Source organism: Shewanella decolorationis S12, from assembly GCF_000485795.1.
GTDB lineage: Bacteria > Pseudomonadota > Gammaproteobacteria > Enterobacterales > Shewanellaceae > Shewanella > Shewanella decolorationis.
In genome coordinates, this window is the sequence record NZ_AXZL01000001.1 from 1 (window position 1) to 26,507 (window position 26,507).

Genomic DNA, 26,507 nt, shown 5'->3' on the forward strand with positions numbered 1-26,507 from the left:
TCGACAGAGCACCACTATACCTTCAAGCCTTCGCCTTGTCTAAAGCGCGTTGAATTCCCGCTGAATGAGCAGATATTTAATACGATTGGTATTAAACCCCGCACGGGTGAAGATATTTGTGATCAGCATAAAAAATCGGCCTCAACAGAGTGAGGCCGAACAAAGCAGAGTAGGTCAGAAGGACCTAGGCTCTCATATGATTAAGCTAATAAACTTGCTGGCGCGGTGTACTCAAGATTTAATGCCTGCGCCACTTCTTTACAAACCAATTTGCCGTGCATCACGTTCAAGCCGTTCAGTAAGTGTTTGTCTTGTAGTAGGGCAGCTTTATAACCTAAGTTAGCTAACTTAAGAATATAAGGCAGAGTCGCGTTATTCAGGGCGAAGGTTGAAGTGCGGGCAACAGCACCTGGCATGTTTGCCACACAGTAGTGCACTATGTCATCAACGATGTAGGTTGGATCTTGGTGAGTCGTTGCATGTGAAGTTTCCACACAACCACCTTGGTCGATTGCTACGTCAACGATAGCACTACCAGGCTTCATGCGTGCGATCATGCTACGTGTCACAAGCTTAGGCGCCGCAGCACCTGGAATTAATACGCCACCAATCACGAGATCAGCTTCTAATACATGGCGCTCAATCGCATCGGCAGTTGAGTAAACAGCCTTAACTGCAGAACCAAATTGTACGTTTAAGCGACGCAGTGCATCGATGCTACGGTCAAGCACTACAACATCAGCGCCCATACCCACAGCCATTTGTGCAGCATTGGTACCGACCATACCACCGCCGATGATCACTACTTTTGCTGGCTCAACACCTGGAACACCGCCTAAAAGCATGCCACGACCACCGGAAGATTTTTCCAGCGCCATCGCACCCGCTTGGATAGACATGCGGCCAGCCACTTCTGACATTGGAGCTAGCAGAGGCAAGCCACCACGGTCATCAGTTACTGTTTCGTAAGCGATACATACGGCACCACTTTTAATTAAATCTTCAGTTTGTGGTAAATCCGGCGCTAAATGCAGATAAGTGAATAAAATCTGGTCATGACGCAGCATAGCGCGTTCAACTGCTTGAGGCTCTTTTACCTTTACGATCATCTCTGCTTTAGCAAAGACTTCAGCAGCAGTTGCTAATATTTTGGCGCCTGCATCAACATAATCCTGATCTGAAAAACCAATTCCCGTGCCGGCATTAGTTTCGACAAACACTTCATGACCTTTGATGGTCAATTCACGAACGCTTGAAGGAACCATACCGACACGATACTCGTGGTTTTTAATTTCCTTTGGTACACCAATAATCATTTTTGAGCCTCAATTGCCTGAAAAACCCACTTTTAATGGGCATAATTGTTATTTTATCGTGACCTGAACGTGATTAATTCAGGGATATCTAGTATAGTATCGGCGACGCAGTTTATGCTGCTGAACTTTTGATATACGTAGAATAAAATGTTGTTTTAGTGATAAAGCAAGGTTAAATAAATGGCATATAATAAAAAGAGTCCTGTAAAAGACTTGGATCGCATCGATCGCAACATTCTTAATGAATTACAAATTGATGGACGCATTTCAAATGTGGAACTATCTAAAAGAGTAGGATTAAGTCCTACTCCGTGTTTAGAAAGAGTGAAACGACTCGAAAAGCAAGGATATATCAACGGCTATACCGCCTTGGTCAATCCTCATTTCTTGGGTGCATCCCTACTGGTATTCGTGGAAATCACATTAAGCCGTGATACTCCCGAAGTATTTGATAAGTTTAATCGCGCTGTGCAACTGTTAGATGATATTCAAGAGTGTCATCTGGTTTCTGGTGACTTTGACTACTTATTAAAGACACGTGTTTCTGATATGTCAGCTTATCGCCGTTTGTTAGGTGAAACGCTGCTTAAACTACCTTCAGTATCCGATACCCGTACTTACGTGGTGATGGAAGAAGTGAAACATACTAGTCGCGTCGCAATAAACCATTTGCTCTCCGATATTTAATACCCTGAACGTTTACAATAAGGGGCCTAGGCCCCTTATTTATTCCTTCGCTCGCCGTTTCGAACTCAAAAATGACCTTGTTTAGCCCTTAGGTTTGCCAGCTTAAGGGCGAATTTTTATCTTCTGTTCAGTTGGTAAATTGGTTGCGTAATAACCAGTTAGTGCTGAATACCTGTGCTTTAGGTCATTAGCGCCGATTTTTTGCCTTGTACTAGTAATTCTTAGGATAAAAACGCCCTAAGATGCTCCACATTTAGTGGGATTCTGGTATCGTTAGCCCACCTGTTTTCATTTTTATGGATTAAGTCGTTTGTCTCAAGGAAATAGTGTACGCACGCTCTCAGGGCTGCAGCGTCTGCTCGAAGGCGGACTCATCATTTGCTGTGTTTTAGCCACCTATATTTTGCTTGCCTTAGCCAGTTTTAGTCCGTCGGATCCAGGCTGGAGCCAGTCTCATTTTCAAGGCGATATCAAAAACTGGACGGGCGCGGTAGGGGCGTGGATTGCCGACATTCTGCTGTACTTTTTTGGCATCACTGCCTACATCATGCCGATCATTGTGGCCTCGACAGGTTGGCTGCTTTTCAAACGCGCCCATGATTTATTGGAAATTGATTACTTTTCAGTTGCACTACGCATCATAGGTTTTCTGCTGCTTATTCTTGGTTTTTCGGCATTAGCCAGTATGAACGCCAATAATATCTATGAGTTTTCCGCAGGCGGCGTGGCAGGTGATGTTATTGGCCAAGCCATGTTGCCGTATTTTAATAAGCTCGGCACGACCTTATTGCTACTGTGTTTTTTAGGCTCGGGCTTTACGCTATTAACGGGGATCAGCTGGTTAACTGTGGTCGAGAAGGTCGGCTTTGTCTCCATTTGGTGCTTTAGACAGCTAAAACGTCTGCCACAGGCGTTTAAACGTGAGCACGAAACCGAAGATACCCGTGGCTTCATGACGGTCGTTGATAAGTTTAAGCAGCGCCGTGATTCACAGCACCAGCTTGAAAAAGCCAGAGTGCGTGAACCAGAGGCCGCACCGAGTCGCATCTTTACCTCTCGCCCTGTGAAGGAAGAAAAGGATGAAGAAGCAAGCGACGAAATCATCACCGAAGCAACTACCGGTAAGGGCAAGCTGTCTGCTCTCGCAAAAATCTTGAGTTTAAACAGCAATAAAGCCAAGTCTGAACCTAAAGGCCAACAACGAGTTGAGCCCCAATTAGATCAAGCCAGTGCCGTAGCTGAACATGGTCATTTTGAGGCACCGCCTTGGGTAGCTCATGCGAAAGAGGTCGATTTAGATGAAGATGAAACAGACTTCAAGACGCACCTATTCGAAGATGACGATGGCGATGATGAGCCCGTATTCCACCGTGAAACCATGCTCGATGACGAGGATGAAGACGACGAATTAGGCTTCAACGATGAAGATGTCATCGATTTTGATACTAAAGCCTCAACGGGCGCGGTGGCTCAGGCACAACGTCAAAAACAAGCACCTAAAGCCAAGATTATTGATGGCATAGTTGTTTTACCTGGGCAAGAAGATAAACCTGTCCCAGCAAAACCCATGGACCCGCTGCCAAGTATCAGTTTGCTGGATGTGCCTAATCGCAAAAAGAATCCGATAAGCCCTGAGGAATTAGAGCAAGTTGCCCGTTTGGTTGAAGCTAAACTTGCTGACTTTAATATTGTGGCCACTGTGGTGGGGGTTTATCCCGGCCCCGTAATCACCCGTTTTGAGCTGGATTTAGCGCCAGGCATTAAAGCCTCTAAGATTTCAAACCTCGCAAACGACCTAGCACGTTCACTTTTGGCCGAGCGTGTTCGTGTAGTTGAAGTGATCCCGGGGAAGTCCTATGTGGGTCTCGAACTGCCGAACAAGTTCCGCGAAACCGTATACATGCGCGATGTACTTGATTGTGAAGCCTTTACCGAGAGCAAATCGAACCTAACCATGGTGCTGGGGCAAGATATCTCCGGTGAACCTGTGGTGGTTGATTTAGGCAAAATGCCGCACTTACTGGTTGCCGGTACCACGGGGTCGGGTAAATCGGTCGGGGTAAACGTGATGATCACTAGCTTACTGTATAAGTCTGGCCCTGAAGATGTTCGCTTTATCATGATCGATCCGAAAATGCTGGAATTATCGGTGTACGAAGGCATCCCACATTTACTCTGCGAAGTTGTCACTGATATGAAGGAAGCGGCCAATGCGCTGCGCTGGTGTGTGGGTGAGATGGAGCGTCGTTATAAGCTCATGTCTATGATGGGCGTTCGTAACATCAAGGGCTATAACGCAAAAATTGCTGAAGCAAAAGCCAATGGTGAAGTAATTTATGATCCTATGTGGAAGTCATCAGATAGCATGGCGCCAGAGGCGCCAGCGCTAGATAAGTTGCCTTCTATTGTTGTTGTCGTTGACGAATTTGCTGACATGATGATGATTGTCGGTAAGAAAGTAGAAGAGCTGATCGCCCGTATCGCTCAAAAAGCCCGTGCTGCTGGTATCCATTTAATCCTTGCGACCCAACGTCCATCGGTGGATGTGATCACGGGCTTAATCAAGGCCAACATCCCGACACGGATGGCGTTCCAAGTCTCTTCCCGTATCGACTCCCGTACTATTTTGGATCAGCAGGGTGCTGAAACCTTATTGGGCATGGGTGACATGTTGTATTTACCGCCCGGCACCGCGGTGCCAAACCGTGTCCATGGTGCCTTTATCGATGATCATGAGGTTCACCGTGTGGTGGCCGATTGGTGTGCCCGTGGTAAGCCACAATACATTGATGAGATCCTCAATGGCGTGAGTGAAGGTGAACAAGTGCTCTTGCCGGGTGAAACCGCCGAATCCGATGAAGAATACGATCCGCTTTACGATGAGGCCGTCGCCTTCGTGACCGAAACCCGCCGTGGTTCGATTTCGAGCGTGCAGCGTAAGTTTAAGATTGGTTATAACCGCGCAGCGCGTATTATCGAACAAATGGAAATGCAGGGCGTGGTCTCGGTGCAGGGCCATAATGGTAACCGCGAAGTGCTGGCACCGCCGGCCCCGAAACACTATTAATGTTAAGCTAGATGTCAGTTTGAACTCGCCATAATGCGGCGAGTTCAACTTTTAGTCCAAAGGATACCTATGAAAAAACTGTTGTGTGCTGTGTTGTTATCACCATTGTTATACAGCAATGCAGTATTGGCCGATGACGCAACGCAATTGCGCGAAACCTTAAACGGCACTGAGTCACTCAAGGCGGATTTCAAGCAAACCGTTACCGATATCAATAAAAAGGTTATCCAAACGGGCGCGGGTGTATTCGCACTGGCCCATCCAAACCAGTTCTATTGGCATTTAACCGCACCCGATGAATCCCAAATTGTCGCCGACGGTAAAGATTTATGGATTTATAATCCCTTCGCCGAAGAAGTGGTGATCATGGATTTTGCCGAAGCCATTAATGCATCGCCGATTGCCTTATTGGTTCACCGCGATGATGCCACTTGGTCGCAATATAGTGTGACCAAAAAGCAAGACTGTTATGAAATCAAACCTAAGGCCACGGATGCTGGGATATCCTCAGTTAATGTCTGTTTTGACAAAGGCATACTCAATAAATTCAATGTGCTCGATGATAAAGGCAACCTGAGCCAGTTTGATTTGAGCAATCAACACAGCATTAGCGCAGCGGATAAAGCGCTGTTTAAGTTCGTGTTGCCAGAAAACGTTGATGTGGATGATCAACGTATTAGAACCCGATAGGTTTACGCGTGAGCAGTTTATCGTTTAATTTTGCGCCTGATTTTCGTCCCTTAGCCGCGCGTATGCGGCCAAGGACGATTGCCGAGTATATAGGTCAAGCCCATTTGTTGGGGGAAGGCCAACCACTGCGCCAAGCATTAGAAGCGGGCCGTGCCCATTCGATGATGTTATGGGGACCGCCGGGCACAGGTAAAACGACTCTTGCCGAACTTATCGCCCATTATTCCAATGCCCATGTTGAACGCATCTCGGCGGTCACCTCGGGTGTTAAAGATATTCGCGCCGCCATCGAGCAGGCGCAAGCCGTTGCCCAATCCCGTGGACAACGCACTTTGTTGTTTGTCGATGAAGTGCATCGCTTTAATAAGAGTCAGCAGGACGCCTTTTTGCCCTTCATTGAAGATGGCACTGTGATTTTTATTGGGGCGACCACTGAAAACCCTTCATTTGAAATCAATAACGCCTTACTGTCGCGGGCGCGTGTCTATCTTATCAAGCGCTTAAGCCAAGATGAGATAGTCCATATCATCACCCAAGCCTTAACAGATCCCGAGCGTGGGTTAGGACAACGTCAGTTAGTCATGCCAACGGATGTGCTTAATAAGCTGGCGCAGCTCTGTGACGGCGATGCGCGCAAAGCGCTAAACCTGCTTGAATTGATGAGCGATATGGTGGCCGATGGCGGCAGTTTTACCACTGAGATGCTAGTGCAAGTTGCCGGCCATCAAGTGGCAGGGTTCGATAAAAATGGCGATCAGTTTTACGATCTGATTTCGGCAGTACACAAATCGATTCGAGGTTCTGCGCCCGACGCCGCGCTGTACTGGTTCTGCCGTATTTTAGAAGGCGGCGGCGATCCGCTATATGTCGCCAGACGCTTATTAGCCATAGCCTCGGAAGATGTGGGCAATGCGGACCCTAATGCTATGACAGTCGCGCTCAATGCCTGGGATTGTTTCCACCGCGTCGGACCTGCCGAAGGTGAGCGGGCGATTGCCCAAGCAATTGTGTATTTAGCCAGTGCGCCTAAGAGTAATGCCGTTTACACCGCCTTCAAAGCGGCGAGGGCACTGGCACGCGAAACGGGCCAAGAGGCCGTGCCCTATCATCTGCGCAATGCGCCGACCAAACTCATGGCGGAAATGGGTTTTGGCGCAGAATATCGCTATGCCCACGATGAACCCAATGCCTATGCCAGTGGCGAGAATTATTTCCCTGAATCCTTACAAGCATCGCAATTTTATTTCCCGACAGAACGCGGATTTGAGAAGCGAATTAAGGACAAATTGGCGCAATTAGCGCAATTAGATCAAGCCAGTGGGAGAAAAAGGTATGAATAATCTCCTACTTGTGGCCTTGGGTGGTTCCATTGGTGCGGTTTTTCGCTATCTTATTTCAATATTCATGATCCAAGTATTTGGCAGCAGTTTTCCTTTTGGTACACTGTTGGTCAATGTCCTCGGTTCATTTTTAATGGGCGTCATTTACGCACTGGGACAAATGAGTCATATCAGCCCAGAACTCAAAGCCCTGATCGGTGTTGGCCTGTTAGGCGCTTTGACAACGTTTTCAACTTTCTCAAACGAAACTTTATTGCTGATGCAAGAAGGAGATTGGTTGAAGGCGGCTTTGAATGTGGTGTTGAACCTAAGTCTATGTTTGTTTATGGTTTACTTAGGCCAACAACTGGTTTTTTCTCGCATTTAACTATTAAGAATATATCACATGTTAGATCCTAAATTTTTGCGCAACGAATTAGCAGTTACCGCTGAGCGATTAGCTACCCGTGGTTTTATTTTAGATGTCGCTCATCTCACCCAATTAGAAGAAAAACGTAAGTCACTGCAAGTGGCGACTGAAGAGTTACAAGCTTCGCGTAATGCTATTTCCAAGTCCATCGGACAAGCAAAAGCCCGCGGCGAAGATGTGGATGCCATCATGGCGCAGGTTGGCGATTTAGGTGCGCAATTAGATGCGAAGAAAGTCGAGCTGGCCGCGGTACTTGAAGAAGTGAACGCGATTGCCATGTCGATGCCAAACTTGCCGGATGAGTCTGTGCCTGTCGGTGCTGACGAGACTGAAAACGTCGAAATCCGTCGTTGGGGTACACCACGCAGCTTCGATTTCCCAGTTAAAGACCATATCGATTTAGGTGAAGGCCTAAACGGTTTAGATTTTAAGAGCGCAGTTAAAATCACTGGTTCACGCTTTATCGTTATGAAAGGCCAAATCGCCCGTTTAAACCGCGCATTAGGTCAGTTCATGTTAGATCTGCACACCACTGAGCACGGTTACACCGAAGCTTACGTGCCATTACTGGTTAACGAAGCAAGCTTACTGGGTACAGGCCAATTACCTAAATTTGGTGAAGATTTATTCCACACTAAACCTGCGACCGAAGAAGGCCAAGGCTTAAGCCTGATCCCAACCGCAGAAGTGCCATTAACAAACCTAGTGCGTGACAGCATTGTCGATGAAGACGAATTACCAATCAAGTTAACCGCACATACCGCCTGTTTCCGCAGTGAAGCGGGCTCATACGGTAAAGATACCCGTGGTCTTATCCGTCAGCACCAGTTCGATAAGGTGGAATTAGTGCAACTGGTTAAGCCCGAAGACTCAATGGCGGCGCTCGAGGCACTGACCGGTCACGCTGAAACTGTACTGCAACGCCTCGGTCTACCATACCGCACAGTGATTTTATGTACTGGTGACATGGGCTTTGGCTCAAGCAAAACCTACGATATCGAAGTGTGGTTACCAGGCCAAAACACTTACCGTGAGATCTCTTCATGTTCAAACATGAAGGACTTCCAAGCACGTCGTATGCAAGCACGTTACCGCGTTAAGGCCGATAACAAGCCAGCCTTGCTACACACCTTGAATGGTTCTGGTTTGGCGGTAGGTCGTACCTTAGTTGCGATTTTAGAAAACTATCAAAATGCCGATGGTAGCGTAACAATTCCTGAAGCACTGCGCCCATACATGGGTGGACTGACTCAGATAGGATAATTGGCGTAACACAACACCATGGATAAAGGTCAACGTTATCTTCGTTGGCTTTCCTATACCGCCATCATCGCTATCTTTGGTGCAGTTATGCTGGCTACGTTAGGCAAAGCCGTCTGGGTTGTGTTAGAAAACGTTAATTAGCACAATCTGTTATTTGACTTAAAAAAGGGATATCTATATTAGATATCCCTTTTTTCAACTCGCTTATTTCGAATATTGATAGGTTGAATCCGCTTTCCATGTCCTAAAGCGAAGCTCGGCACCTTCGGGTAAATAAAATACTTTGGGTAAACGGCTATCATAACGCAGTGTTAATTCACCAGGAATTTGCACAAAGGCTTCTTTTTTGGCTAATTCAAAACAGGCCATCATAGTGCTTGGACCCGCTGATATTTCATCTACCTGATAGTAGTTATAACCCCATCCATCAACAGTGAGTTCTTTAAGTTGGCCATTAAGTCCATGTTTATTGCAGTCAACCAACTGAGTTTGACCAATCTGGATCTCGACCATGTAGTCAGCTTCATTCTCAAGTTTAGGTAATGTCAAAATATGTTGAACCATGCCTTTCTTGGGGGCTGGGAACATTTTAACAGCTTCCACCGGAGCATAATTATTGGCATTCATGCTTAAAACACTAATCATTGGGGCGTTAAGTCCTGTGGGGTGAGGCGGGCTGACGGCTTCGGCATTAACAGAAAGCAAGGTAAAGACCAGTGGTACTGCCGCAAGGCGACTCAATTGAGTTAATTTCATTCATTTCTCCTTAGTGTTAAAAATGGCGGCCCAAGGTACAAGGTACTGCCATTTTTGGCATCATTACGTTACCTATAAACGCTACTGCTGAAAAAAAGGGTTAATAATTTAAAAAAATATCATTTAAGGATGAATGCCATATTTATACCTTAATAGTTAAATAAAAACTCTGTATTAAGTTGTAAAACAGCGTTTTTGACTATTGCTCAATTGCTATCCGTAAAAACTGAAGGTGACAATTTACTACTGCGCAAAAGTTTTTTATGGATTTTTAGCTGTTATATCTGAAAGGAGTTCTATCTGCCTTGCTGCGCAGTTCATATCCTACATGGACATTGATACCAATCGATAGCGCTTTAACTCAGTTTAAGCATTCTTTCTCGACCAAATATTCCCATAGCTATCCATCTCCCTTAAACCAAACCATGACGATGCAGAATATATTGTGTGATCTTGCTCATGAAGTAATGAGTCATTTGGCGTAATACAGAAAAAGGTACTACGTTTAATATCAGGGAAAAGTTTTTACTCAACATAAAGCAGAAATATAAGTAAAAGAGACAGTTAAAATGACAAGCATGGAGCGCCATTTTTTTTCTATCACGACCTTAACCTTCATGGTTGGAGCCATTCTCTTTTGTTGGTTAATCTGGCTTACATTATGGTGGCCTGCGGGATTATGTTTAGTCTCCACCTTAGGTTTTGCTTGGGTACTTCGCACCCAAATCAACAAATCTACTCATCTGTATGAATCACGACAACTCGCCTATGAAAATGAAAAACGCCGCCATGTTGATCAGCAAGTCGCCAAACTCGAGGCGATAATTTCACGCTTAGTACCTGTTTGGCAAGGACATATAGTTTCCGTAGACCAACAGATGAACCAAAGTGTTGCCAACATGACAGAACGTTTTGCCTCCATAATTAATGAAATTGAAAAAGTGATAACAAACTCTACTGAGATTTCAAGTCAATCTATTGCACCTGGGATAGAGGATGATAAGGCACTGTTATCTGCATTATTTAATGATCTTAACCAAATGAACACTGCAAAGCTGGAGCATCTAGAACAGCTAACTGGTTTAGTTAATGATACCAAAGCGCTTGATGGCCTCGCCGCTGAAGTGAGAAAAATTGCACAACAAACCAATTTACTTGCTCTAAATGCTGCAATCGAAGCCGCTAGGGCGGGCGAGTCGGGGAGAGGTTTTGCTGTTGTTGCGGATGAGGTTAGAACTTTATCGGCACAATCAGGACAGACCGGTGAGCGGATAACTCAACAAATCAATGAGTTAAATCAACGAATGACGGCGCTTTATCAGATAACGAATGCGGCAACTTTACAAGAAACTCAGGCATTAGAGGGCGGAGAATCAATTCTGAGTCGAGTGATTGAACACTTAGAGAATCGTACTTTGCAAATGAGGGACGAAGGAGTTCAAGCGCTAGAACTCGGTCGCCAAGTTAAAAGAGAAATTGAGCAAATTTTAGTGGATTTTCAATTTCAAGATCGTTGTGACCAAATGCTCAGACAACTTGTCGCAAGTATTGAAGAACTTACTGAGCTTATCCGTGTACAGCAGCAAGCAAGGGAAGAGGGGTTACCCATTCCTGAAGGAGATGTTGAGTCTTTATTGGCCATGATGAAGCAAAGGTATGTTGCTACTGAGCAGCACGTTCACCATGGTGCAACAAGTGATCACCAATTCAAACATGCAGAGAAAAGTTCCATTAATTTCTTTTAGTTCAGATTTCTAATGCAAGGATGGCAGTTGACATGAAAAAAATACTGGTAGTGGATGATTCAGCATCAATCAGACATGTTGTGAGCATTGCGCTTCGCGGTGCGGGTTATGAAGTGATTGATGCCTGCGATGGTAAAGATGCGCTCAATAAACTCAATGGTGAAAAAATTAATCTTATTATTAGTGATGTGAATATGCCTAATATGGATGGCATTAGTTTCCTTAAAGAAGTTAAAAAGCATCCACGTTATAAGTTTACGCCCGTCATTATGCTCACGACAGAGGCTGGTCGAGATAAAATGGAAGAGGGAAGGATGGCAGGCGCAAAAGCGTGGGTGGTTAAGCCATTTCAGCCCCCGCAAATGCTTGATGCCGTGGCAAAGCTTTGCTTGCCGTAAAGGGAGCTGTTTATGCCGATCGACATCACAACGAATGACCTAAGTGTAAGAGTTAGTTTGAGTGAAGAATTAACTATTTACAGTGTTATCGAGTTTAGAGATGCATTAATCAGTCATCTTAAGCCAAGCGTTGATATTAGTGTAAATCTTTCCCAAGTGACAGAAGTTGATACTGCGGGTCTCCAATGGCTACTCGCCCTCAAAGCATGGAGCATGGCACAAAGTGTTGAGTTTTGTCATCACAGTAAGGCTATCGTTGATGCCCTCGAACTGTCAGGGTTATCAGGCACATTTGACGATACTATCGTGTTAGCCTCGGAGGCTCGGTCATGAGCGCCACGACTGAAGTTCAAAAACTGTTTATGACAGAAACCGAAGAATTATTACTAGACATGGAGGATGCCTTATTATCATTAGAGTCTGATACTGAAAACATAGAATTAATAAATCAACTCTTTAGAGCGATGCACACCATTAAAGGTGCGGCAGGTATTTTTAACTACAATGCTATTGTTGATTTTACTCATCCTATTGAAACGACAATTGATCGAGTTCGTAAAAATGAATTAAAGATCAACAGCACACTGATTGCGCTACTCCTCAAATGTAAAGACCACACATGGGCGCTGGTTAATGCTTCTGTGGCCGAAGATGAGTTAGACCTAACAAGTTTAATGATCCAAAGTCAAAACATCCTAGCCGAGTTCAACCTAAGTGAACCAATCTCGCCAGCATTACCGAGTTGTCCACAACCCTTTGAAACTCAGCCAATTAGTCCAGAACGCATCGATGAGCGTTATACTGATTCTGGTCATTGGCTCATTTCGTTAGACTTTAAAGTTGATGCATTGCGTAATGGTCTAGACCCGTTAAATTTTATTCGTTATTTGCAACAATTGGGTCAAGTGCTTGAGGTTATTTGCTTAAGTAATAGATTACCCGCATTTGAAGTGTGCGACTTTGAAAGCTGTTTCTTGAGTTACCGAATTGTTTTTTCAGGTGATTGCTCTAAAGAGCAGATAGAAGCTGTTTTTGAATTTGCCCAAGATGATTGTGATATTCTGATTTTACCTTCACAAAAGATTTCTGAGTCATTCCAAAACCTCATTGATGAACTCAATCCGTCAGAAAATCAACGGCTAGGTGAAATTTTACTGACAATTGGTGCTATTACTGAAAGGGAATTAACCAAATCACTGAATCTTCAATCCGGCCATATTCCAGAATGCGCATCAAAAAAACTTGGTGAAGTATTAATAGCAAACCAACTTGTCGATCAACCAGTTGTTGAGCAAGCCCTAAAAAAACAAACCCAAGCGAGGGAGCAGGCTCAAACAATTCGGGTTGATTCGAATCGTCTCGGGCAGTTAATTAATTTAGTGGGAGAATTAGTCACTGCCAGTGCTGCAATGAGGGTGATGGTCGATAAATATCATCTGCTGGATGCCAATGATCAGGTCAGCAGCGTTGAGCATTTAGTTCAAGAAATTAGAGAAAATGCCCTACAGCTAAGAATGGTTCAAATTGGTGAAACCTTCTCGCGATTTAGACGCGTAGTTCGAGATGTCAGTAATGAGTTAGGTAAACAAATTGAATTGACTATCCAGGGAGGAGAGTCTGAACTCGATAAAATTGTCGTCGAAAAAATTAACGATCCATTGACTCATTTAGTACGCAATGCCCTCGACCACGGAATTGAGTTACCTGAGCAACGAATCAGTAAAGGAAAAAGTCCCACTGGTCATTTGATGCTGAATGCATACCATGATTCGGGTCATATTGTTATTGAAGTGACAGATGATGGTGCAGGTCTTGATCCTGAACGTATCCGTCGCAAAGCAGAGTCATTAGGAGTCATAGAGGCAAACCAAGTCCTTAGTCATGCTGAAATATTAAGACTCGCCTTTGAGCCAGGTCTTAGCACTAAGGAAAAAGCCAGTAATCTTTCTGGCCGTGGTGTTGGCATGGACGTCGTTAAACGCAATATTGAAGCGCTTCGTGGTTCAGTTGAGCTCGATAGTGAATTAGGTAAAGGCACAAAAGTTACAATTACCTTGCCATTAACCCTTGCCATAATTGATGGTTTTATGGTCGGAGCCGCAAACGAAAACTATGTTATTCCTTTGAACATGGTAGAAGAGTGCGTTGAGCTTAATCAGGGTGAATGGCATGAACAACAGAAAAACTACATCAGTTTACGTGGTGAACTGATGCCATTTATACGTCTTACTAGTTTTTTCAACATTTCCCAAACCAATCAACACAAAAGAGAGAGCCTTGTCGTCGTTCGCTTTGGTCGTTCTAAGGCTGGAATTGTTGTTGATAAGTTATTTGGTGAACAACAGACGGTGATTAAACCCCTGGGGAAAATGTTTCAACATCTAAAAGGATTAAGTGGTGCCACCATTCTCGGAACGGGGGATATCGCTCTAATTCTCGATATTCAAGGTTTAATTACGGAAGTAAGTATTGGCGCGAAAAAACATCATCATGTCGCAATGATTGATGACTAGCTTATGTTGAAAAGGAATATTGACTATGTTTAAGAAGATGACGCTCAGTATGCAAATTTCTGGCGGATATGCATTAGTGTTATTGCTGTTATTAGTAATATCTCTAGCCGCTTATTTTGGATTGAATAAAGCCATTGAAGGTTTTAATGATTACCGCACATTAGCACGCGATGCGAATATGGCGGGCAGGATCCAAGCAAATATGTTGACTATCCAGATACAAGCATACGATTATATTTTTCAAAATAAAGAATCTGCCTATAAACAATTTAATGACCGAAATGCAACGGTTAACGATGTCATCCAGAAGGCGATGACTGAAGTTAGTGACCCAGAATTAAGTCAACAGATTGCCGATATTCGCAAAGATATTGTTGATTATAATAGTTACTTTGATTCAATCGTTAAGCTAATTAAACTTAGAAATGATGAGGTCACTAATGTATTAGTTCCAAAGGGTATCGAGATCGTTGCTCTAGCCTCAGATACAATGCATCACTCTTTTAATAAGGGACAAATTGAAGTTGCCTATCGCGCTGGGGAGGTACTTGAATCGGTATTGAGTGCTCGATTGGCTGCAGCTAAATTCCTAGATACTAACTTAGATACAGATTTACAGCAGGCATTAGCAGCATTAGAGCTTGCAAAAGGTGAGAGGCTTTCAACGTTAAAAGCTACTTTAACTGATTTAGATACACAGGCTAAATTGGTTCAATTTGCAAGCAGTTTAGATAGTTATGCTGCTTCCTTAAAAGTGGTTTACAACACCATCAACGAGCGAAATGATATTGTAAAGAACCAACTTGACCGTATCGGTGATGAAGTTTCACGCCTTACTGAAGATATCAAATTAAGTATACTAAAAAAACAAGATGCTCTTGGTCCACTCGTAAAAGCGCAAAACGAGCAAACCCTTAATACAGTGATTAGCGTTTCCCTCGCGGCAATCATTATTGGCATTTTACTGGCTTGGTTTTTAGTGAAAATAATTAAAAAACCATTGGGTGGTGAACCAAGGGATATGGAAACCATTGCACGTGCAATTGCCAATGGGGACTTAACGGTAGAATTAAAACAGAGTGAACAGGCTACAGGGGTATATAAGGCAATGATTGATATGATTGACAGCCTTACCTCAGTAATCGCACAGGTGCGAAGCGGGGCTGATAATTTATCGAGCGCTTCATCGCAAGTCAGCAGTACAGCACAGAGTTTAAGTCAAGGTGCAACTGAGCAAGCGGCTAGCGTAGAAGAAACGACAAGTGCCGTTGAAGAGCTCAATGCTTCAGTACAACAAAACTCAGAAAATGCCAGAGTGACAAATAACATGGCAACGGTTGCCGCTGAAGAAGCAAGGCAAGGCGGAATTGCGGTTGAACAAACCGTAGCCGCAATGAAACAAATCGCCGCGAAAATTAGTCTTATTGAGGATATTGCTTATAAAACCAATTTACTTAGTCTTAATGCCGCAATTGAGGCCGCAAGAGCTGGTGAACATGGAAAAGGCTTTACCGTGGTCGCCTCTGAAGTCAGAAAGCTGGCTGAAAATAGCAGTCTCACTGCACAGGAAATTAATAAGCTCGCCAGTGAGAGTGTTGGAATTGCTGAAAATGCTGGCCGATTAATTGCCAATATTGTGCCTAATATTCAAAAAACATCTGATTTGGTCCAGGAAATCAGTTCTTCTTCCGATGAGCAAGCAATTGGAATTAGCCAAATTAATGATTCTATGCTGCAACTCGATAAAGCAACCCAGCAGAATGCCTCGGCATCAGAGGAGTTGGCTGCTACATCGGAAGAGCTTAATGGCCAAGCAAATCAACTCCTTGAAGCTGTAGAGTTTTTTAAACTTGCCACCAATAATGAAAGACCGTCACAAGGAAAATCGACTCGTGCTACTGTTTCTGGGCGTAAATCAGCAAAAACCAAGCAATATGTTGAACGTTCTGAATTTGAGCGATTCTGATAAGGGGCAATATCATGGAGCAGTTAATGAAAATGGCCCAAGCTAGCACTGCTGGCGATATTACCCAATATCTGACCTTTCAATCAGCAAATGATACTTTTGCCATTGATATCCTAGATGTAAAGGAAATCATTGAAATAGAAGGTATCACTCGAGTGCCTATGATGCCTGAGTTTTTGTGCGGTATTATTAATTTACGGGGCAGAGTCGTACCTGTTATTGATTTATCCAAAAGGCTGGGTCGCCATACAACGGTCATGACCAAAAAAAGTTGTATCGTGTTGGTGGAGGTGAGTCATGAGGAAGAGCAACAAATCATAGGTATGCTAGTGGATGAAGTGAATGAAATCCTTGAAATAGATGATGAGCATACACAACCTCCACCAGATTTTGGCGCTGATCTTCGTGTTGACTTTATTCGTGCAATGGGACGTGTAGGTGAACACTTTATGATATTGCTTGATATTAATTATGTGCTTTCGGTTGCTGATATTAGTGCAATCAGTCAGCTGAGTTTTCATGCTACTGACGTTGTCAATGAAGAATGATGAAACCATATCAACAACTCCCTATTGAATTTTCAATCTTAAAACAAAGGGAATTTGAGCAAATTCGGCAATTTTTATATGAAGAAGCAGGCATATTCTTAAGTGATATCAAGAAGTCATTAGTTGCGAGTCGCTTATGCAAGAGATTGAAGGAAACTGGTTATCAGAATTATGGAGATTATTTTGAGTTCGTTAAGAATAACTTACAACATATTGAATACCATCATTTTATCGATGCCTTAACGACAAATGAAACCTTTTTTTTTCGTGAAAATGAACACTTTGACTTCGTAAAACAATTAATCAAAGACCATTCACAAAAAAAATCTTGGCAGGCATGGTCGGCGGCTTGTTCTTCGGGAGAAGAAGCATATAGCTTAGCAATGTTATTTGCAGATATTTTAGGTATTGATGGGCAATGGCAGGTTCAAGGCTCTGATATCAGTCAACGGGTGTTGGCAAAAGCGGAATTGGCACACTATCTACTTGAGCGAAATGAAGGGATTGGTTTTGAAAGACTACAAAAATACTGTTTAAAAGGAGTGGGCAGGCAAAGTGGTACTTTTTTAATCGATGATATATTAAAAGATAAAGTCTCTTTTTTTACGATGAATCTAACCCAATCCTGCGAAAGTGTTGGAATGTGTGACGTTATTTTTATTCGTAATGTGATGATCTATTTTGACGCAGATTCTAAACAGCGGGTCATAAATAACGTGGTAAAACAGTTAAAGGTTGGCGGTTACCTCTTTATCTCACACACTGAATCGTTGATGCATGTAAATCATAGATTGAAGCAAATTAAACCCTCGATTTATCAGAGGATTTAATGTGGGAAGAATAGAGTTCAATCAAAGAAATGTGATCATGATAGGTCCTGGCCAACATTACGCCACAGCAAAAAATGAGGTTATAAAGACCTTATTGGGTTCATGCGTTGCGGTTTGTTTATTTGACCCCAAGGCTGAAGTCATTGGCATGAACCATTTTTTGTTAGCCGCAGATCGTCGAAAAGTCACACAGTTTCTTGATTCCCGTGCAGGATATTATGGTGTACATGCTATGGAGATCTTAATCAATGCAATGTTAAAGCTAGGTGCTCAAAGGCAATATTTGCAAAGTAAAATATTCGGAGGTGCAAATGTACTGTCTTTGTGTGCTGATAATATTCTCAATCACTATGATATTGGCGGGATGAACATTGATTTTGTTAGGCAGTTTTTAAAACGAGAACAAATTCCAATCGTGAGCGAAGATCTTGGGGGACATTCTGGTCGAATAATTTACTTCGATCCCACAGATTTTTCCGTTTATCGTAGTTTAATCGAAAATAAATATGAAGAAATTGTCTCGCTTCAAGATGAAGAATATCGGTACTTTAATCAGGCTAGCGAAGATATTCATTCTGCTGGCGTGCCAGTAGTGATTTGGCAGGATACTGAATAACCAAGGAGATAATGTGATAAAGGTTGCCATCGTCGATGATTCTGCTGTTGTTAGGCAAGTGCTCAGCAGCATGTTAGAAAATCAGCCGGATATTACTCTTTTAGGCTGTGCTCGCGATCCTCTCTTTGCCTTAAAACTATTTGAACAGCAATGGCCTGACGTCATTATTCTCGACATTGAAATGCCAAGAATGGATGGAATTACTTTCCTAAAAAAAATTATGTCAGAAAAGCCAACACCTGTAGTGATCTGTTCTACGCTGACAGAAAAAGGTGCTTCAGTAACGATTTCGGCACTTGCAGCCGGTGCGGTTGATATCATTACAAAACCAAAACTGGGGTTAAAAGGGTTCTTAGAAGAATCACAGACTCGTTTATTACAAGCCGTGCGTGCCGCTGCAAAAGCTTCTGTTGCAAAGCTACGTGCAGCTCCAGTAAAACCCATGCCCGTAGTTGCTAAGCACGATGCAGATATCCTACTGTCTTCTTCACCTCAAGCATTGCATCAGACAACGGATAAAGTCGTTGCTTTAGGTACTTCAACCGGTGGAACCCACGCACTAGAGTATGTGCTAACCGCTTTACCACGCACATGCGCGGGCATTGTTGTGGTCCAGCATATGCCAGAGCATTTTACCGCGGCATTTGCTAGCCGATTAAATGCGTTATGTGAAATGGAAGTTAAAGAAGCTGAGGATAATGATAGGGTAATGCCCGGGCTGGTTTTGATTGCTAACGGCGGCAAACATATGCTTCTCCAACGTAGTGGAGCTCAATATCGCGTGCAGTTAAAGGATGGACCTTTAGTTAGTCGGCATCGACCATCAGTTGATGTGCTATTTCGCTCAGTGGCAAATGCGGCTGGTAACAACGCTCTTGGAATTATTATGACTGGAATGGGTGATGATGGTGCGCGCGGTTTATTAGACATGCATCAGGCTGGCGCGACAACATTAGCACAGGATGAAGCCAGTTGTGTTGTATACGGTATGCCAAAAGAAGCTGTAAAGCTTGGAGCAGCAAACAGACAAGTGGCTTTAGCCAATATAGCGGAAGAAATAATCAATTTTACTAGGGCGTGTTGACGTTTCAGGGGAATTTTTGCAGCAATTTGGCTAGCTTTTATGCAAGGCAAAGTCCATGCCTTCTACATAAACGGACGATAACAGAACCATTCGTCATTTGAGTAGAATAACGACACATCATTCCTCGTTTCGCGAGCACGTGCTTGCCAGAACGAATAAAATCTAATCTCGAAACGTCAACACGCCCTAGGCAATAAAAAAAGCCAGTGCAGGCACTGGCTTTTTTATCTGGGACTGGGAAGGGCGATTATACGCGCTTCTTGAATTCGCCAGTACGAGTGTCGATTTCAATCTTGTCGCCAACTTTAACGAAGTCAGCCACGCTGATTGTACCGCCACCAGTGATAGTTGCTGGCTTCATCACTTTACCTGAAGTATCGCCACGAGCTGATGGCTCAGTGTAGATCACTTCACGTACGATAGTGGTTGGCATTTCAACAGAAATTGCTTTGCCTTCGTAGAAAGTCACTTGGCAAGTTTCTTCCATACCGTCAACGATGTAAGCTGCTGCATCACCTAAGTTTTCAGCTTCTACGTCGTATTGGTTGTATTCTGCATCCATGAACACATACATAGGATCAGCAAAATAAGAATAAGTACAATCCAGACGATCTAGGATGATGTCTTCTAACTTATCTTCACCTTTGAAAGTGGTTTCAGTACCAGAGTTAAGCAGTAAGTTTTTCAGCTTTAACTTAACGATAGCAGCGTTACGGCCAGAACGAGTTGTTTCTGTTTTCTGTACAACCCATGGGCTGCCTTCAAACATGATCACGTTACCAGGACGGACTTCATGAGCAGTTTTCATTACACAATTTCCTATATGTCGATTTTCTATATCAGCGCAGCATCATAGCTTTTTTTCACGAATTGGACTAGCCGAGTCGCAAGATCTGCAGCATTTATTGCGTCAATTGGCCAATCTTTAGCATGTTGCAAGAGTGGCAAACTGACTGGATTAATGTTTTGCCAGTGATTCTTCACGGCAGATTGCTCACCTTGGTTAAATGCAACATTCAATTTAGACCAAGTATCAGCAATATTAGGGGGCAGATTATCGCAGTAAAGTTTAATAAAAGCTTCTAATTTTATGAGATGATAATCATCTTCTTGCGGATAAATATGCCAAATGAAAGGTTTAGCAGCCCATTGTGCCCTAAGGAAGCTGTCTTCTCCGCGAACAATATTAAAGTCGCAGCTCCACAGCAGGCGATCGAACCCTTGTTGGTCCGTCATTGGCAAAATATGCAAGGTCAAATTATCAAGCTTAATTTGCTGCCCAGGACTGAGTTCATCAACCTTGCAGGGCAATAAGTGTTGTAAGCTATTTAAGCTGCGTCCCTTGGGAATGAGAGCATGGATTTTGTCATCGCTTGTTGCACTGGCTTGCCAGAGCTCGCATAACGCGGGCAGAGAATCCGTTTCATAGCTAAAGACGCTATAGACAGTATCTTGTGCTTGAATATCCTTAAGGCCAAGCCGTTCAAATAATTGCAATTTATTTGCGCTATCCCGCTGCCATGCATCGCGCTCGGCAAATAGTTCCCGCTCACATATCAGTCCACCCGTTTTAGGTGTAAAGCCCGGGAAAAAGAAATACTTTTTGATGCCGCTTGCTTGCATCGACGGTAAACCATGGCAGCCATCAACCCAATCTTCTGCACTTAAATACTCTAAATTAAGCCATAAAGGCACAGATTTAGGCGTTTGAATATGCAGTGCTGTAAGTTGTTGTTTTACTGCTTCGGGTAATTCGCAAGCAAAGGCTTCAATTAATACTGCACCAGGCACAAATGCCACGGGCAGGGGTGTTGTCCAATGATTGATGGTGACGCCGTTAAAGACTTGGCTGTTAAGCTTTGGGTCAAGACTCGGTAAAATATGCGAAAAACTGTTTAAGTCATCGACCCAAAGATTAATTGGGATCTGATATTCATTGACTAACTGTTTGGCTAAACGCCAAGTGACACCGATATCGCCGTAGTTATCGACGACAGTGCAGAAGATGTCCCAGTGTCGATCTTGGTGGTATGTTGTCATCGGAGTTATCACTTTTGATATTACGTAAAATAAGCATAAAAAAAGCGGCGTTTAGGCCGCTTTTTTTACGGTAATAAATTTAATCTTCTAACTCAGCTAAGCACATTTCTTCGTAGATTTGCTTAACCCAAGCGTCAACACGCTCTTCTGTCAGCTCGGGTTGACGGTCTTCGTCAATTCCTAAACCGATGAAGTGGTCGTCATCGACTAAACCTTTAGAGGCTTCAAAATTATAACCAGCAGTTGGCCAATGGCCGATGATGATACCGCCACGGGCTTGAACGATATCGCCTATCATGCCCATGGCATCGAGGAAGTATTCTGCGTAGTCTTCTTGGTCACCACAACCGAAGATAGCAACCAGTTTGTCAGTAAAATCAATCTGTTCTAACTCAGGGAAAAAGTCATCCCAGTCGCACTGCGCTTCACCGTAATACCAGGTTGGGATGCCGAACAGCAGCAGGTCATATTCTGCGATCTGTTCTTTGGTGCTCTTGGCGATATCTTTCACCTCAACCATTTTCTTACCCAGTTTCTTCTGGATCATCTTGGCGACAGCTTCGGTGTTGCCTGTGTCGCTACCGAAAAAAAGACCTACAGTTGCCATTGTCTATCCTTTATGTCTAGTTCACTTATACGTTAATCTTGCTGCTATCGATTGCTCAGCATTCTATTTTTTGCTGAAGAATTAATTCGATTAACTGGCTTCGGCTGATGTTACTGGCCAATGCCTGCTCATTCAAGGCGTCATATAAATCTTGTGACACCTTTAACTCTATTCGCTTTAATCCTTTGGCTTTATCCCGCTGGATCTGGTTGCGCTTATTGACCTTAAGTTGCTGGCTACGGGACAAAGGATTGCTACGTGGGCGGCCCCGGCGCTTTTCATTGGCAAAAAGGTCAATGGTAGTTCTATCTGTTGCTTCTTTTGCCATGTTCTTATTGTTTAACCGACGCCTGAACCTTCCCAGGACATCTGGATAATACCTTTTGCAATAAACCCGGCGCAGCCGAGAAATAACACTAACCACACAATAAATCGACCAAATTTCGGCACATTACCTTGTTTAAGCACATCGTGGATGGCCATGCCGATAAAGAAAAATATCGCGGCAAAAAACAGGTTCAGGCCGATGGTTTCAATTTGTTCCATGTACTGAGATAACATACTTTCTTAGTCCTCTAGAGTCTTCTAAGGCTAAAAGAGGCGCGAATATATCACATCAGCAAGGTGTCGGCTATATGATTTAGGTCGAGAATCATTGTCATTTACACTGAGTGTTTGTCAATAAATTCAGACACAATTCGATTAAAAACAGCCGGTTTTTGGGCATGTAGCCAATGGCCGCAACCTTCTAATGTTTTGGCCTGCGCCGCGGGAAATTGGCGCATGATCTCATCGCGGTGCTCGGCGGTCACATAATTGGAGTCGCCACCACGGATAAAAAGGCTCGGTCCGTTAAAGACTTGCTGTGTTTCGTGCTTTTGATTAGGCCAACCAATGATGTTGGGATAGCAGCTTTTTAAGCCAGTGAGGTTCATCTTCCATCGAAAACCAGTATCGGTGCGCTGAAGGTTTTTAAGTAAAAACTGCGCGGTCGGCTCATCGATGCCACCCGCTAATAAATGCGCTAACGCGAAGCGGCGGTCGGTGTGGCCTTCGAGTGGCAAACTTTCGAGTGCGGCGAATACCGCATCATGGCGCGGTTTGTAAGCAACAGGAGCAATATCGGCGGCCACCAGGCTGATGATGCGTTCTGGATAGGCAAGGGCAGTTGCCATGGCGATTTTGCCGCCCATGGAGTGACCAACAATATGCGCGCGCTCAAGCGCAAGTTCATCTAACAATGCCACCATCGCCTTAGCTAAGCTTGGGTAATCCATCTCTTGCCAATGTTCACTTAAGCCGTGATTAGGCACATCGACACGAATAACCTGATGATTTGCTTCGAGGACCTGTCCTAGCCCCTTAAGATTATCTAAATTGCCAAAGAGTCCGTGGATAAGGAGGACTGCTTCTCCTTGACCTGTGGATGCAAAATTCATGAAGTCGCCTGTGCTGTGGTACATAAAGTGCTGCGGATTGTGCCCCTAATGGGTTAAGTTTGACAAGTCTTGAGGCGATTTTGAGGCGTAGTGCGCCGAACTTGCTGGCTTTTTCAGCGATTAACGCGCTTGTGCTAATTTGATGTGCGATTTCACGCATTTTTAGATTAATGATGCTTTATCAGATTGATAGAGATAGATACACTGGGGCAACGATCGCACAGATCCTTTGCGAGGATCGCCTGTGGTGTACTTTTTCGGTTAAGCCTATCGAATAACAAAGGATAATAAGGTTATGAAATACATCGAAGTGGATGAAGAGCTCTATCGTCATATTGCCAGCAAAACGGAACGTATTGGTGAGAGCGCCTCTGACATTCTCCGTCGATTACTCGGCCTGTCCATCGATGCGGTTGAACAAACGCAGCCACAGGCTATTAGCCAACCGAGTTTAGAGGCGGCGACGCCTGAGCCACAGGTTGCACCTCAGGTAGAAACCTTAGTCTCTGCGACCGATTTCAATCAATTGGTGGATGAGCATAAGTTAGCGCAGCAAAAAGGCGCCGTGGGCCGTTTCTTATTCTTGCTCGAGAGTTTATATCAACAGAGCCAAGCGCAATTCTCGCAAATTTTACAGATCCAAGGTCGCGATCGCCTCTATTTTGCGCGCTCTCGGGAAGAATTACTCAAGGCGAGTGCTACCGCCAACCCGAAGGAAATCGGTAATACCGGATTTTGGGTGACGACCAACAATAACACCGCCAAAAAACGAGCGATTTTAGTCGAAGCCTTAGTGCAATTTGGTTGCGATGCCGAAATCGCCAACGGCATTGCCGAACGCGTATAACGCCTTTATCGACGCCGCAATGATGCGGCGTTTCCATTTAATTAACCGATTTTCCAGTAGGAGAGGATCAGGTGGCAATACATCAACGGGCAGGACAAACCGCGAGTCAGACGGATCTGGTGAATATTCCAAAGCTGATGAGCCATTATTACAGCATCAAACCTAATGTGGATGCTGCCGAGCAACGCGTGACGTTTGGGACCTCGGGTCACCGCGGAACTGCGTTTCAAGCAAGTTTTAACCAAGACCATATTTGGGCGATTACCCAGGCCGTGGTGGATTATCGCCAATCGGTGAATATCGACGGTCCGCTATTTTTAGGTATCGATACCCACGCCTTGTCTTATGCAGCCTACGTGTCGGCGATTGAAGTGTTAGCGGCCAATAAGGTGACTGTCAATATTCAGCAACATGATGGTTTTACGCCAACACCAGTGGTGTCCCATGCGATTATTTGCGCCAATCGTGAAGCGGCGCTGACGGGTGCAGCCTTAAGCGATGGTTTGATTATTACCCCATCTCACAACCCACCGCAGGATGGTGGCATCAAGTACAATCCTCCCCATGGCGGCCCGGCCGAAGGCAATATTACTGCATGGATTGAATCCCGCGCCAATGATTACCTGCGCGCAGGACTGAAGGGCGTTAATAAGCTCACCTATGCCGACGCGTTAGCCTCGGGTTATGTGCATGCCATCGATTTGATTAACCCCTATGTGGCGGATTTAGTCAATGTGGTTGATATGCACGCTATCGCCAAGGCTAAGCTGAAATTGGGCGTTGACCCATTAGGCGGTTCGGGTATCCATTATTGGGCGCCGATTGCCAAGCACTATGGCATCGATATCACCTTAGTTAATGATAAGGTCGACCCAAGCTTTAGCTTTATGTCGCTGGATAAAGACGGCAAGATCCGCATGGATTGCTCTTCGCCCTATGCGATGGCAGGTTTACTGGCCCACAAAGAATCCTTCGATTTATGTGTCGGTAACGACCCTGACTACGACAGACACGGTATTGTGTGTCCGGGCACGGGGCTGATGGATCCTAACCACTATTTAGCGGTCGCGATTGATTATCTGCTGACCCACAGACCTGAATGGAGCGAGCAGTTATCTATCGGCAAGACGCTGGTATCGAGCGCGCTTATCGATAAAATCTGTGCCTTCCACGGCAAAAAATTACTCGAAGTCCCCGTTGGCTTTAAGTGGTTCGTCGATGGGCTAGCTGAGGCGACTATTGCCTTTGGCGGTGAGGAGAGTGCGGGCGCCGCCTTCCTGCGCCGTGATGGCACGACTTGGTGTACCGACAAAGACGGTTTTATTCTGGTGCTGCTTGCGGCCGAAATGCTTGCGGTTACTGGCAAGACGCCGGGGCAACGCCATCAAGAATTAGTGGCGCAGTTCGGTCAAAGCTTCTACAAGCGTATCGACAGTCCGATTAGCCTTGAGAACAAAGCAAAATTTGCCAAGCTTAATGCCGAAACCTTAAACGCCACTATGCTGGCGGGTGAGAAGATTGATGCCGTATTAACCCACGCCCCAGGTAACAATGCCTCGATAGGTGGCATCAAAGTGACGACGGCCAATGGTTGGTTCGCGGCGCGGCCGTCGGGTACTGAGGCGTTATTTAAGATTTACGGTGAGAGCTTTATCAGTGAGCAGCATCTTGCCGATATCATTAAAGACGCACAGGCCTTGATTGATAAGGCGCTAAGCGCTTGATTTAGCGTTTACGCATTCTCTTTACAGATAAAAAACGCACTCATGGAAATCCTATGGGTGCGTTTTTATTGACAGCGATGAGAAGCAAAAGCTGCTCACTCGGATGCTAAATGGTTATGATCAGTACTCGAGATGGCAACTTGGTAAGTTGTTCTTATCGATATAGTTTTGATGATATTCCTCAGCGACATGGAATTGCTGTAAAGGCACGATTTCAGTCACTATGTGGCGTAATCCCCAGCGGCCCGAGCGGGCAAAGGCCAGTTTGGAGGCTTCGGCCGCGGCTTTTTGCTCACGGTCGTGGAAGAAAATGGTACTGCGGTACTGAGTGCCGATATCGCCGCCCTGCATATTGAGCGTGGTCGGGTTGTGGTTCTTCCAAAACACATCCAATAACTCGTCGTAGCTGACAATCGCAGGGTCAAACTCCACTTGCACGACTTCGGCATGACCTGTCTTGCCTTTTTTGACTTCCTCATAGGTGGTCGCTTCGTTATTGCCACCCATATAGCCGCAGGTCGCGTTGGTCACGCCGTTGACTTGTCTAAAGAAATACTCCACGCCCCAAAAACAGCCGGCACCGAAAGTTGCTAACGCCATGATAAATCCTGATAGAAGTCTA

26 protein-coding genes are annotated in these 26,507 nt (G+C 44.5%); 17 read left to right on the forward strand and 9 right to left on the reverse strand.

Going from position 1 to position 26,507, the window contains the following annotated elements:
* Positions 1–200 precede the first annotated feature (200 nt).
* The gene (gene ald, locus SHD_RS00005) at positions 201–1,316 is read right to left on the reverse strand and encodes an alanine dehydrogenase (protein ID WP_023265257.1); all 1,116 of its coding nucleotides are present in this window, start codon (positions 1,314–1,316) and stop codon (positions 201–203) included.
* A 180-nt stretch (positions 1,317–1,496) separates the two neighbouring features.
* Here ald and lrp point away from each other — a divergent pair, with 180 nt between their 5' ends.
* From lrp to serS, 6 genes are all read left to right on the forward strand, one after another.
* Positions 1,497–2,003 (forward strand): leucine-responsive transcriptional regulator Lrp, encoded by a 507-nt coding sequence (gene lrp / locus SHD_RS00010; RefSeq protein ID WP_007647640.1) that lies wholly within the window; start codon positions 1,497–1,499, stop codon positions 2,001–2,003.
* A 310-nt stretch (positions 2,004–2,313) separates the two neighbouring features.
* Positions 2,314–5,070, forward strand: coding sequence for a DNA translocase FtsK (locus SHD_RS00015; protein WP_023265258.1), 2,757 nt, complete (start codon positions 2,314–2,316; stop codon positions 5,068–5,070).
* Between the two features lie 69 nt (positions 5,071–5,139).
* Complete coding sequence (gene lolA / locus SHD_RS00020) at positions 5,140–5,760, forward strand: outer membrane lipoprotein chaperone LolA (RefSeq protein ID WP_023265259.1); 621 nt, start codon at positions 5,140–5,142, stop codon at positions 5,758–5,760.
* A gap of 8 nt (positions 5,761–5,768) precedes the next feature.
* A complete protein-coding gene (locus tag SHD_RS00025; protein WP_039976868.1) occupies positions 5,769–7,100 on the forward strand; it encodes a replication-associated recombination protein A in 1,332 nt (443 codons plus the stop codon).
* Positions 7,093–7,467, forward strand: a complete 375-nt coding sequence (gene crcB, locus SHD_RS00030) for a fluoride efflux transporter CrcB (RefSeq protein WP_011622732.1) — start codon at positions 7,093–7,095, stop codon at positions 7,465–7,467. Before SHD_RS00025 ends, crcB begins: the two co-directional genes overlap by 8 nt.
* An 18-nt stretch (positions 7,468–7,485) precedes the next feature.
* A complete protein-coding gene (gene serS, locus SHD_RS00035) occupies positions 7,486–8,772 on the forward strand; it encodes a serine--tRNA ligase (protein ID WP_023265261.1) in 1,287 nt (428 codons plus the stop codon).
* A 204-nt stretch (positions 8,773–8,976) separates the two neighbouring features.
* Here the strand turns inward: serS and eco are convergent, their stop codons facing one another.
* Positions 8,977–9,528, reverse strand: a complete 552-nt coding sequence (gene eco / locus SHD_RS00045) for a serine protease inhibitor ecotin (protein WP_023265263.1) — start codon at positions 9,526–9,528, stop codon at positions 8,977–8,979.
* 569 nt (positions 9,529–10,097) lie between these two features.
* On the opposite strand from eco, the gene SHD_RS22435 reads away from it, so the two are divergent.
* Genes SHD_RS22435 through SHD_RS00090 form a run of 9 tightly spaced genes read left to right on the forward strand, consistent with a single transcriptional unit; the run spans position 10,098 to position 19,228 of the window.
* Positions 10,098–11,273, forward strand: a complete 1,176-nt coding sequence (locus SHD_RS22435) for a methyl-accepting chemotaxis protein (RefSeq protein WP_039976874.1) — start codon at positions 10,098–10,100, stop codon at positions 11,271–11,273.
* Between the two features lie 32 nt (positions 11,274–11,305).
* The gene (locus SHD_RS00055) at positions 11,306–11,671 is read left to right on the forward strand and encodes a response regulator (protein ID WP_039976876.1); all 366 of its coding nucleotides are present in this window, start codon (positions 11,306–11,308) and stop codon (positions 11,669–11,671) included.
* Between the two features lie 12 nt (positions 11,672–11,683).
* On the forward strand, positions 11,684–12,004 hold the full coding sequence (locus tag SHD_RS00060) for an STAS domain-containing protein (protein ID WP_023265266.1): 321 nt from the start codon (positions 11,684–11,686) through the stop codon (positions 12,002–12,004).
* Complete coding sequence (locus tag SHD_RS00065) at positions 12,001–14,184, forward strand: chemotaxis protein CheA (RefSeq protein ID WP_023265267.1); 2,184 nt, start codon at positions 12,001–12,003, stop codon at positions 14,182–14,184. The genes SHD_RS00060 and SHD_RS00065 overlap by 4 nt, the downstream gene beginning before the upstream one ends.
* A gap of 25 nt (positions 14,185–14,209) precedes the next feature.
* Positions 14,210–16,150: a methyl-accepting chemotaxis protein gene (locus SHD_RS00070; RefSeq protein ID WP_023265268.1), complete on the forward strand. Its 1,941-nt coding sequence runs from the start codon at positions 14,210–14,212 to the stop codon at positions 16,148–16,150.
* Positions 16,151–16,164: 14 nt separating this feature from the next.
* On the forward strand, positions 16,165–16,698 hold the full coding sequence (locus SHD_RS00075; protein ID WP_023265269.1) for a chemotaxis protein CheW: 534 nt from the start codon (positions 16,165–16,167) through the stop codon (positions 16,696–16,698).
* A complete protein-coding gene (locus SHD_RS00080; RefSeq protein ID WP_039976878.1) occupies positions 16,698–17,528 on the forward strand; it encodes a CheR family methyltransferase in 831 nt (276 codons plus the stop codon). The genes SHD_RS00075 and SHD_RS00080 overlap by 1 nt, the downstream gene beginning before the upstream one ends.
* A 1-nt stretch (position 17,529) precedes the next feature.
* Positions 17,530–18,144 carry a chemotaxis protein CheD gene (locus SHD_RS00085; protein WP_023265271.1) on the forward strand — a complete coding sequence of 205 codons (615 nt, stop codon included), beginning with the start codon at positions 17,530–17,532 and terminating at the stop codon, positions 18,142–18,144.
* Between the two features lie 13 nt (positions 18,145–18,157).
* Positions 18,158–19,228, forward strand: coding sequence for a protein-glutamate methylesterase/protein-glutamine glutaminase (locus tag SHD_RS00090; RefSeq protein ID WP_023265272.1), 1,071 nt, complete (start codon positions 18,158–18,160; stop codon positions 19,226–19,228).
* Between the two features lie 247 nt (positions 19,229–19,475).
* On the opposite strand, the gene efp is transcribed toward SHD_RS00090, so the two are convergent.
* The 6 genes from efp to SHD_RS00120 form a co-directional block, all read right to left on the reverse strand.
* Positions 19,476–20,036: an elongation factor P gene (efp, locus tag SHD_RS00095; RefSeq protein ID WP_023265273.1), complete on the reverse strand. Its 561-nt coding sequence runs from the start codon at positions 20,034–20,036 to the stop codon at positions 19,476–19,478.
* 26 nt (positions 20,037–20,062) lie between these two features.
* Positions 20,063–21,268: an elongation factor P maturation arginine rhamnosyltransferase EarP gene (earP, locus tag SHD_RS00100; RefSeq protein ID WP_023265274.1), complete on the reverse strand. Its 1,206-nt coding sequence runs from the start codon at positions 21,266–21,268 to the stop codon at positions 20,063–20,065.
* A 79-nt stretch (positions 21,269–21,347) separates the two neighbouring features.
* A complete protein-coding gene (gene fldA, locus SHD_RS00105; protein WP_023265275.1) occupies positions 21,348–21,875 on the reverse strand; it encodes a flavodoxin FldA in 528 nt (175 codons plus the stop codon).
* A 55-nt stretch (positions 21,876–21,930) separates the two neighbouring features.
* Positions 21,931–22,203 carry a LexA regulated protein gene (ybfE, locus tag SHD_RS00110; protein ID WP_011622798.1) on the reverse strand — a complete coding sequence of 91 codons (273 nt, stop codon included), beginning with the start codon at positions 22,201–22,203 and terminating at the stop codon, positions 21,931–21,933.
* 11 nt (positions 22,204–22,214) lie between these two features.
* On the reverse strand, positions 22,215–22,436 hold the full coding sequence (locus SHD_RS00115; protein ID WP_039976885.1) for a DUF2788 domain-containing protein: 222 nt from the start codon (positions 22,434–22,436) through the stop codon (positions 22,215–22,217).
* 101 nt (positions 22,437–22,537) lie between these two features.
* On the reverse strand, positions 22,538–23,314 hold the full coding sequence (locus SHD_RS00120) for an alpha/beta fold hydrolase (protein ID WP_039976887.1): 777 nt from the start codon (positions 23,312–23,314) through the stop codon (positions 22,538–22,540).
* A 295-nt stretch (positions 23,315–23,609) separates the two neighbouring features.
* Here SHD_RS00120 and seqA point away from each other — a divergent pair, with 295 nt between their 5' ends.
* Positions 23,610–24,161, forward strand: a complete 552-nt coding sequence (gene seqA / locus SHD_RS00125) for a replication initiation negative regulator SeqA (RefSeq protein WP_023265278.1) — start codon at positions 23,610–23,612, stop codon at positions 24,159–24,161.
* Between the two features lie 71 nt (positions 24,162–24,232).
* Positions 24,233–25,885: a phosphoglucomutase (alpha-D-glucose-1,6-bisphosphate-dependent) gene (gene pgm, locus SHD_RS00130; RefSeq protein WP_023265279.1), complete on the forward strand. Its 1,653-nt coding sequence runs from the start codon at positions 24,233–24,235 to the stop codon at positions 25,883–25,885.
* A 120-nt stretch (positions 25,886–26,005) separates the two neighbouring features.
* Here the strand turns inward: pgm and msrA are convergent, their stop codons facing one another.
* Positions 26,006–26,485 carry a peptide-methionine (S)-S-oxide reductase MsrA gene (gene msrA, locus SHD_RS00135; protein ID WP_023265280.1) on the reverse strand — a complete coding sequence of 160 codons (480 nt, stop codon included), beginning with the start codon at positions 26,483–26,485 and terminating at the stop codon, positions 26,006–26,008.
* Between the last annotated feature and the right edge of the window lie 22 nt (positions 26,486–26,507).

Excerpts from the sequence above, each read along its gene's own strand:
- ald (WP_023265257.1), bottom strand. The coding sequence starts at position 1,316 with ATGATTATTGGTGTACCAAAGGAAATTAAAAACCACGAGTATCGTGTC.
- lrp (WP_007647640.1), top strand. The coding sequence starts at position 1,497 with ATGGCATATAATAAAAAGAGTCCTGTAAAAGACTTGGATCGCATCGAT.
- lolA (WP_023265259.1), top strand. The coding sequence starts at position 5,140 with ATGAAAAAACTGTTGTGTGCTGTGTTGTTATCACCATTGTTATACAGC.
- crcB (WP_011622732.1), top strand. The coding sequence starts at position 7,093 with ATGAATAATCTCCTACTTGTGGCCTTGGGTGGTTCCATTGGTGCGGTT.
- serS (WP_023265261.1), top strand. The coding sequence starts at position 7,486 with ATGTTAGATCCTAAATTTTTGCGCAACGAATTAGCAGTTACCGCTGAG.
- eco (WP_023265263.1), bottom strand. The coding sequence starts at position 9,528 with ATGAAATTAACTCAATTGAGTCGCCTTGCGGCAGTACCACTGGTCTTT.
- SHD_RS22435 (WP_039976874.1), top strand. The coding sequence starts at position 10,098 with ATGACAAGCATGGAGCGCCATTTTTTTTCTATCACGACCTTAACCTTC.
- SHD_RS00055 (WP_039976876.1), top strand. The coding sequence starts at position 11,306 with ATGAAAAAAATACTGGTAGTGGATGATTCAGCATCAATCAGACATGTT.
- SHD_RS00060 (WP_023265266.1), top strand. The coding sequence starts at position 11,684 with ATGCCGATCGACATCACAACGAATGACCTAAGTGTAAGAGTTAGTTTG.
- SHD_RS00065 (WP_023265267.1), top strand. The coding sequence starts at position 12,001 with ATGAGCGCCACGACTGAAGTTCAAAAACTGTTTATGACAGAAACCGAA.
- SHD_RS00070 (WP_023265268.1), top strand. The coding sequence starts at position 14,210 with ATGTTTAAGAAGATGACGCTCAGTATGCAAATTTCTGGCGGATATGCA.
- SHD_RS00075 (WP_023265269.1), top strand. The coding sequence starts at position 16,165 with ATGGAGCAGTTAATGAAAATGGCCCAAGCTAGCACTGCTGGCGATATT.
- SHD_RS00080 (WP_039976878.1), top strand. The coding sequence starts at position 16,698 with ATGAAACCATATCAACAACTCCCTATTGAATTTTCAATCTTAAAACAA.
- efp (WP_023265273.1), bottom strand. The coding sequence starts at position 20,036 with ATGAAAACTGCTCATGAAGTCCGTCCTGGTAACGTGATCATGTTTGAA.
- earP (WP_023265274.1), bottom strand. The coding sequence starts at position 21,268 with ATGACAACATACCACCAAGATCGACACTGGGACATCTTCTGCACTGTC.
- fldA (WP_023265275.1), bottom strand. The coding sequence starts at position 21,875 with ATGGCAACTGTAGGTCTTTTTTTCGGTAGCGACACAGGCAACACCGAA.
- ybfE (WP_011622798.1), bottom strand. The coding sequence starts at position 22,203 with ATGGCAAAAGAAGCAACAGATAGAACTACCATTGACCTTTTTGCCAAT.
- SHD_RS00115 (WP_039976885.1), bottom strand. The coding sequence starts at position 22,436 with ATGTTATCTCAGTACATGGAACAAATTGAAACCATCGGCCTGAACCTG.
- SHD_RS00120 (WP_039976887.1), bottom strand. The coding sequence starts at position 23,314 with ATGAATTTTGCATCCACAGGTCAAGGAGAAGCAGTCCTCCTTATCCAC.
- seqA (WP_023265278.1), top strand. The coding sequence starts at position 23,610 with ATGAAATACATCGAAGTGGATGAAGAGCTCTATCGTCATATTGCCAGC.
- msrA (WP_023265280.1), bottom strand. The coding sequence starts at position 26,485 with ATGGCGTTAGCAACTTTCGGTGCCGGCTGTTTTTGGGGCGTGGAGTAT.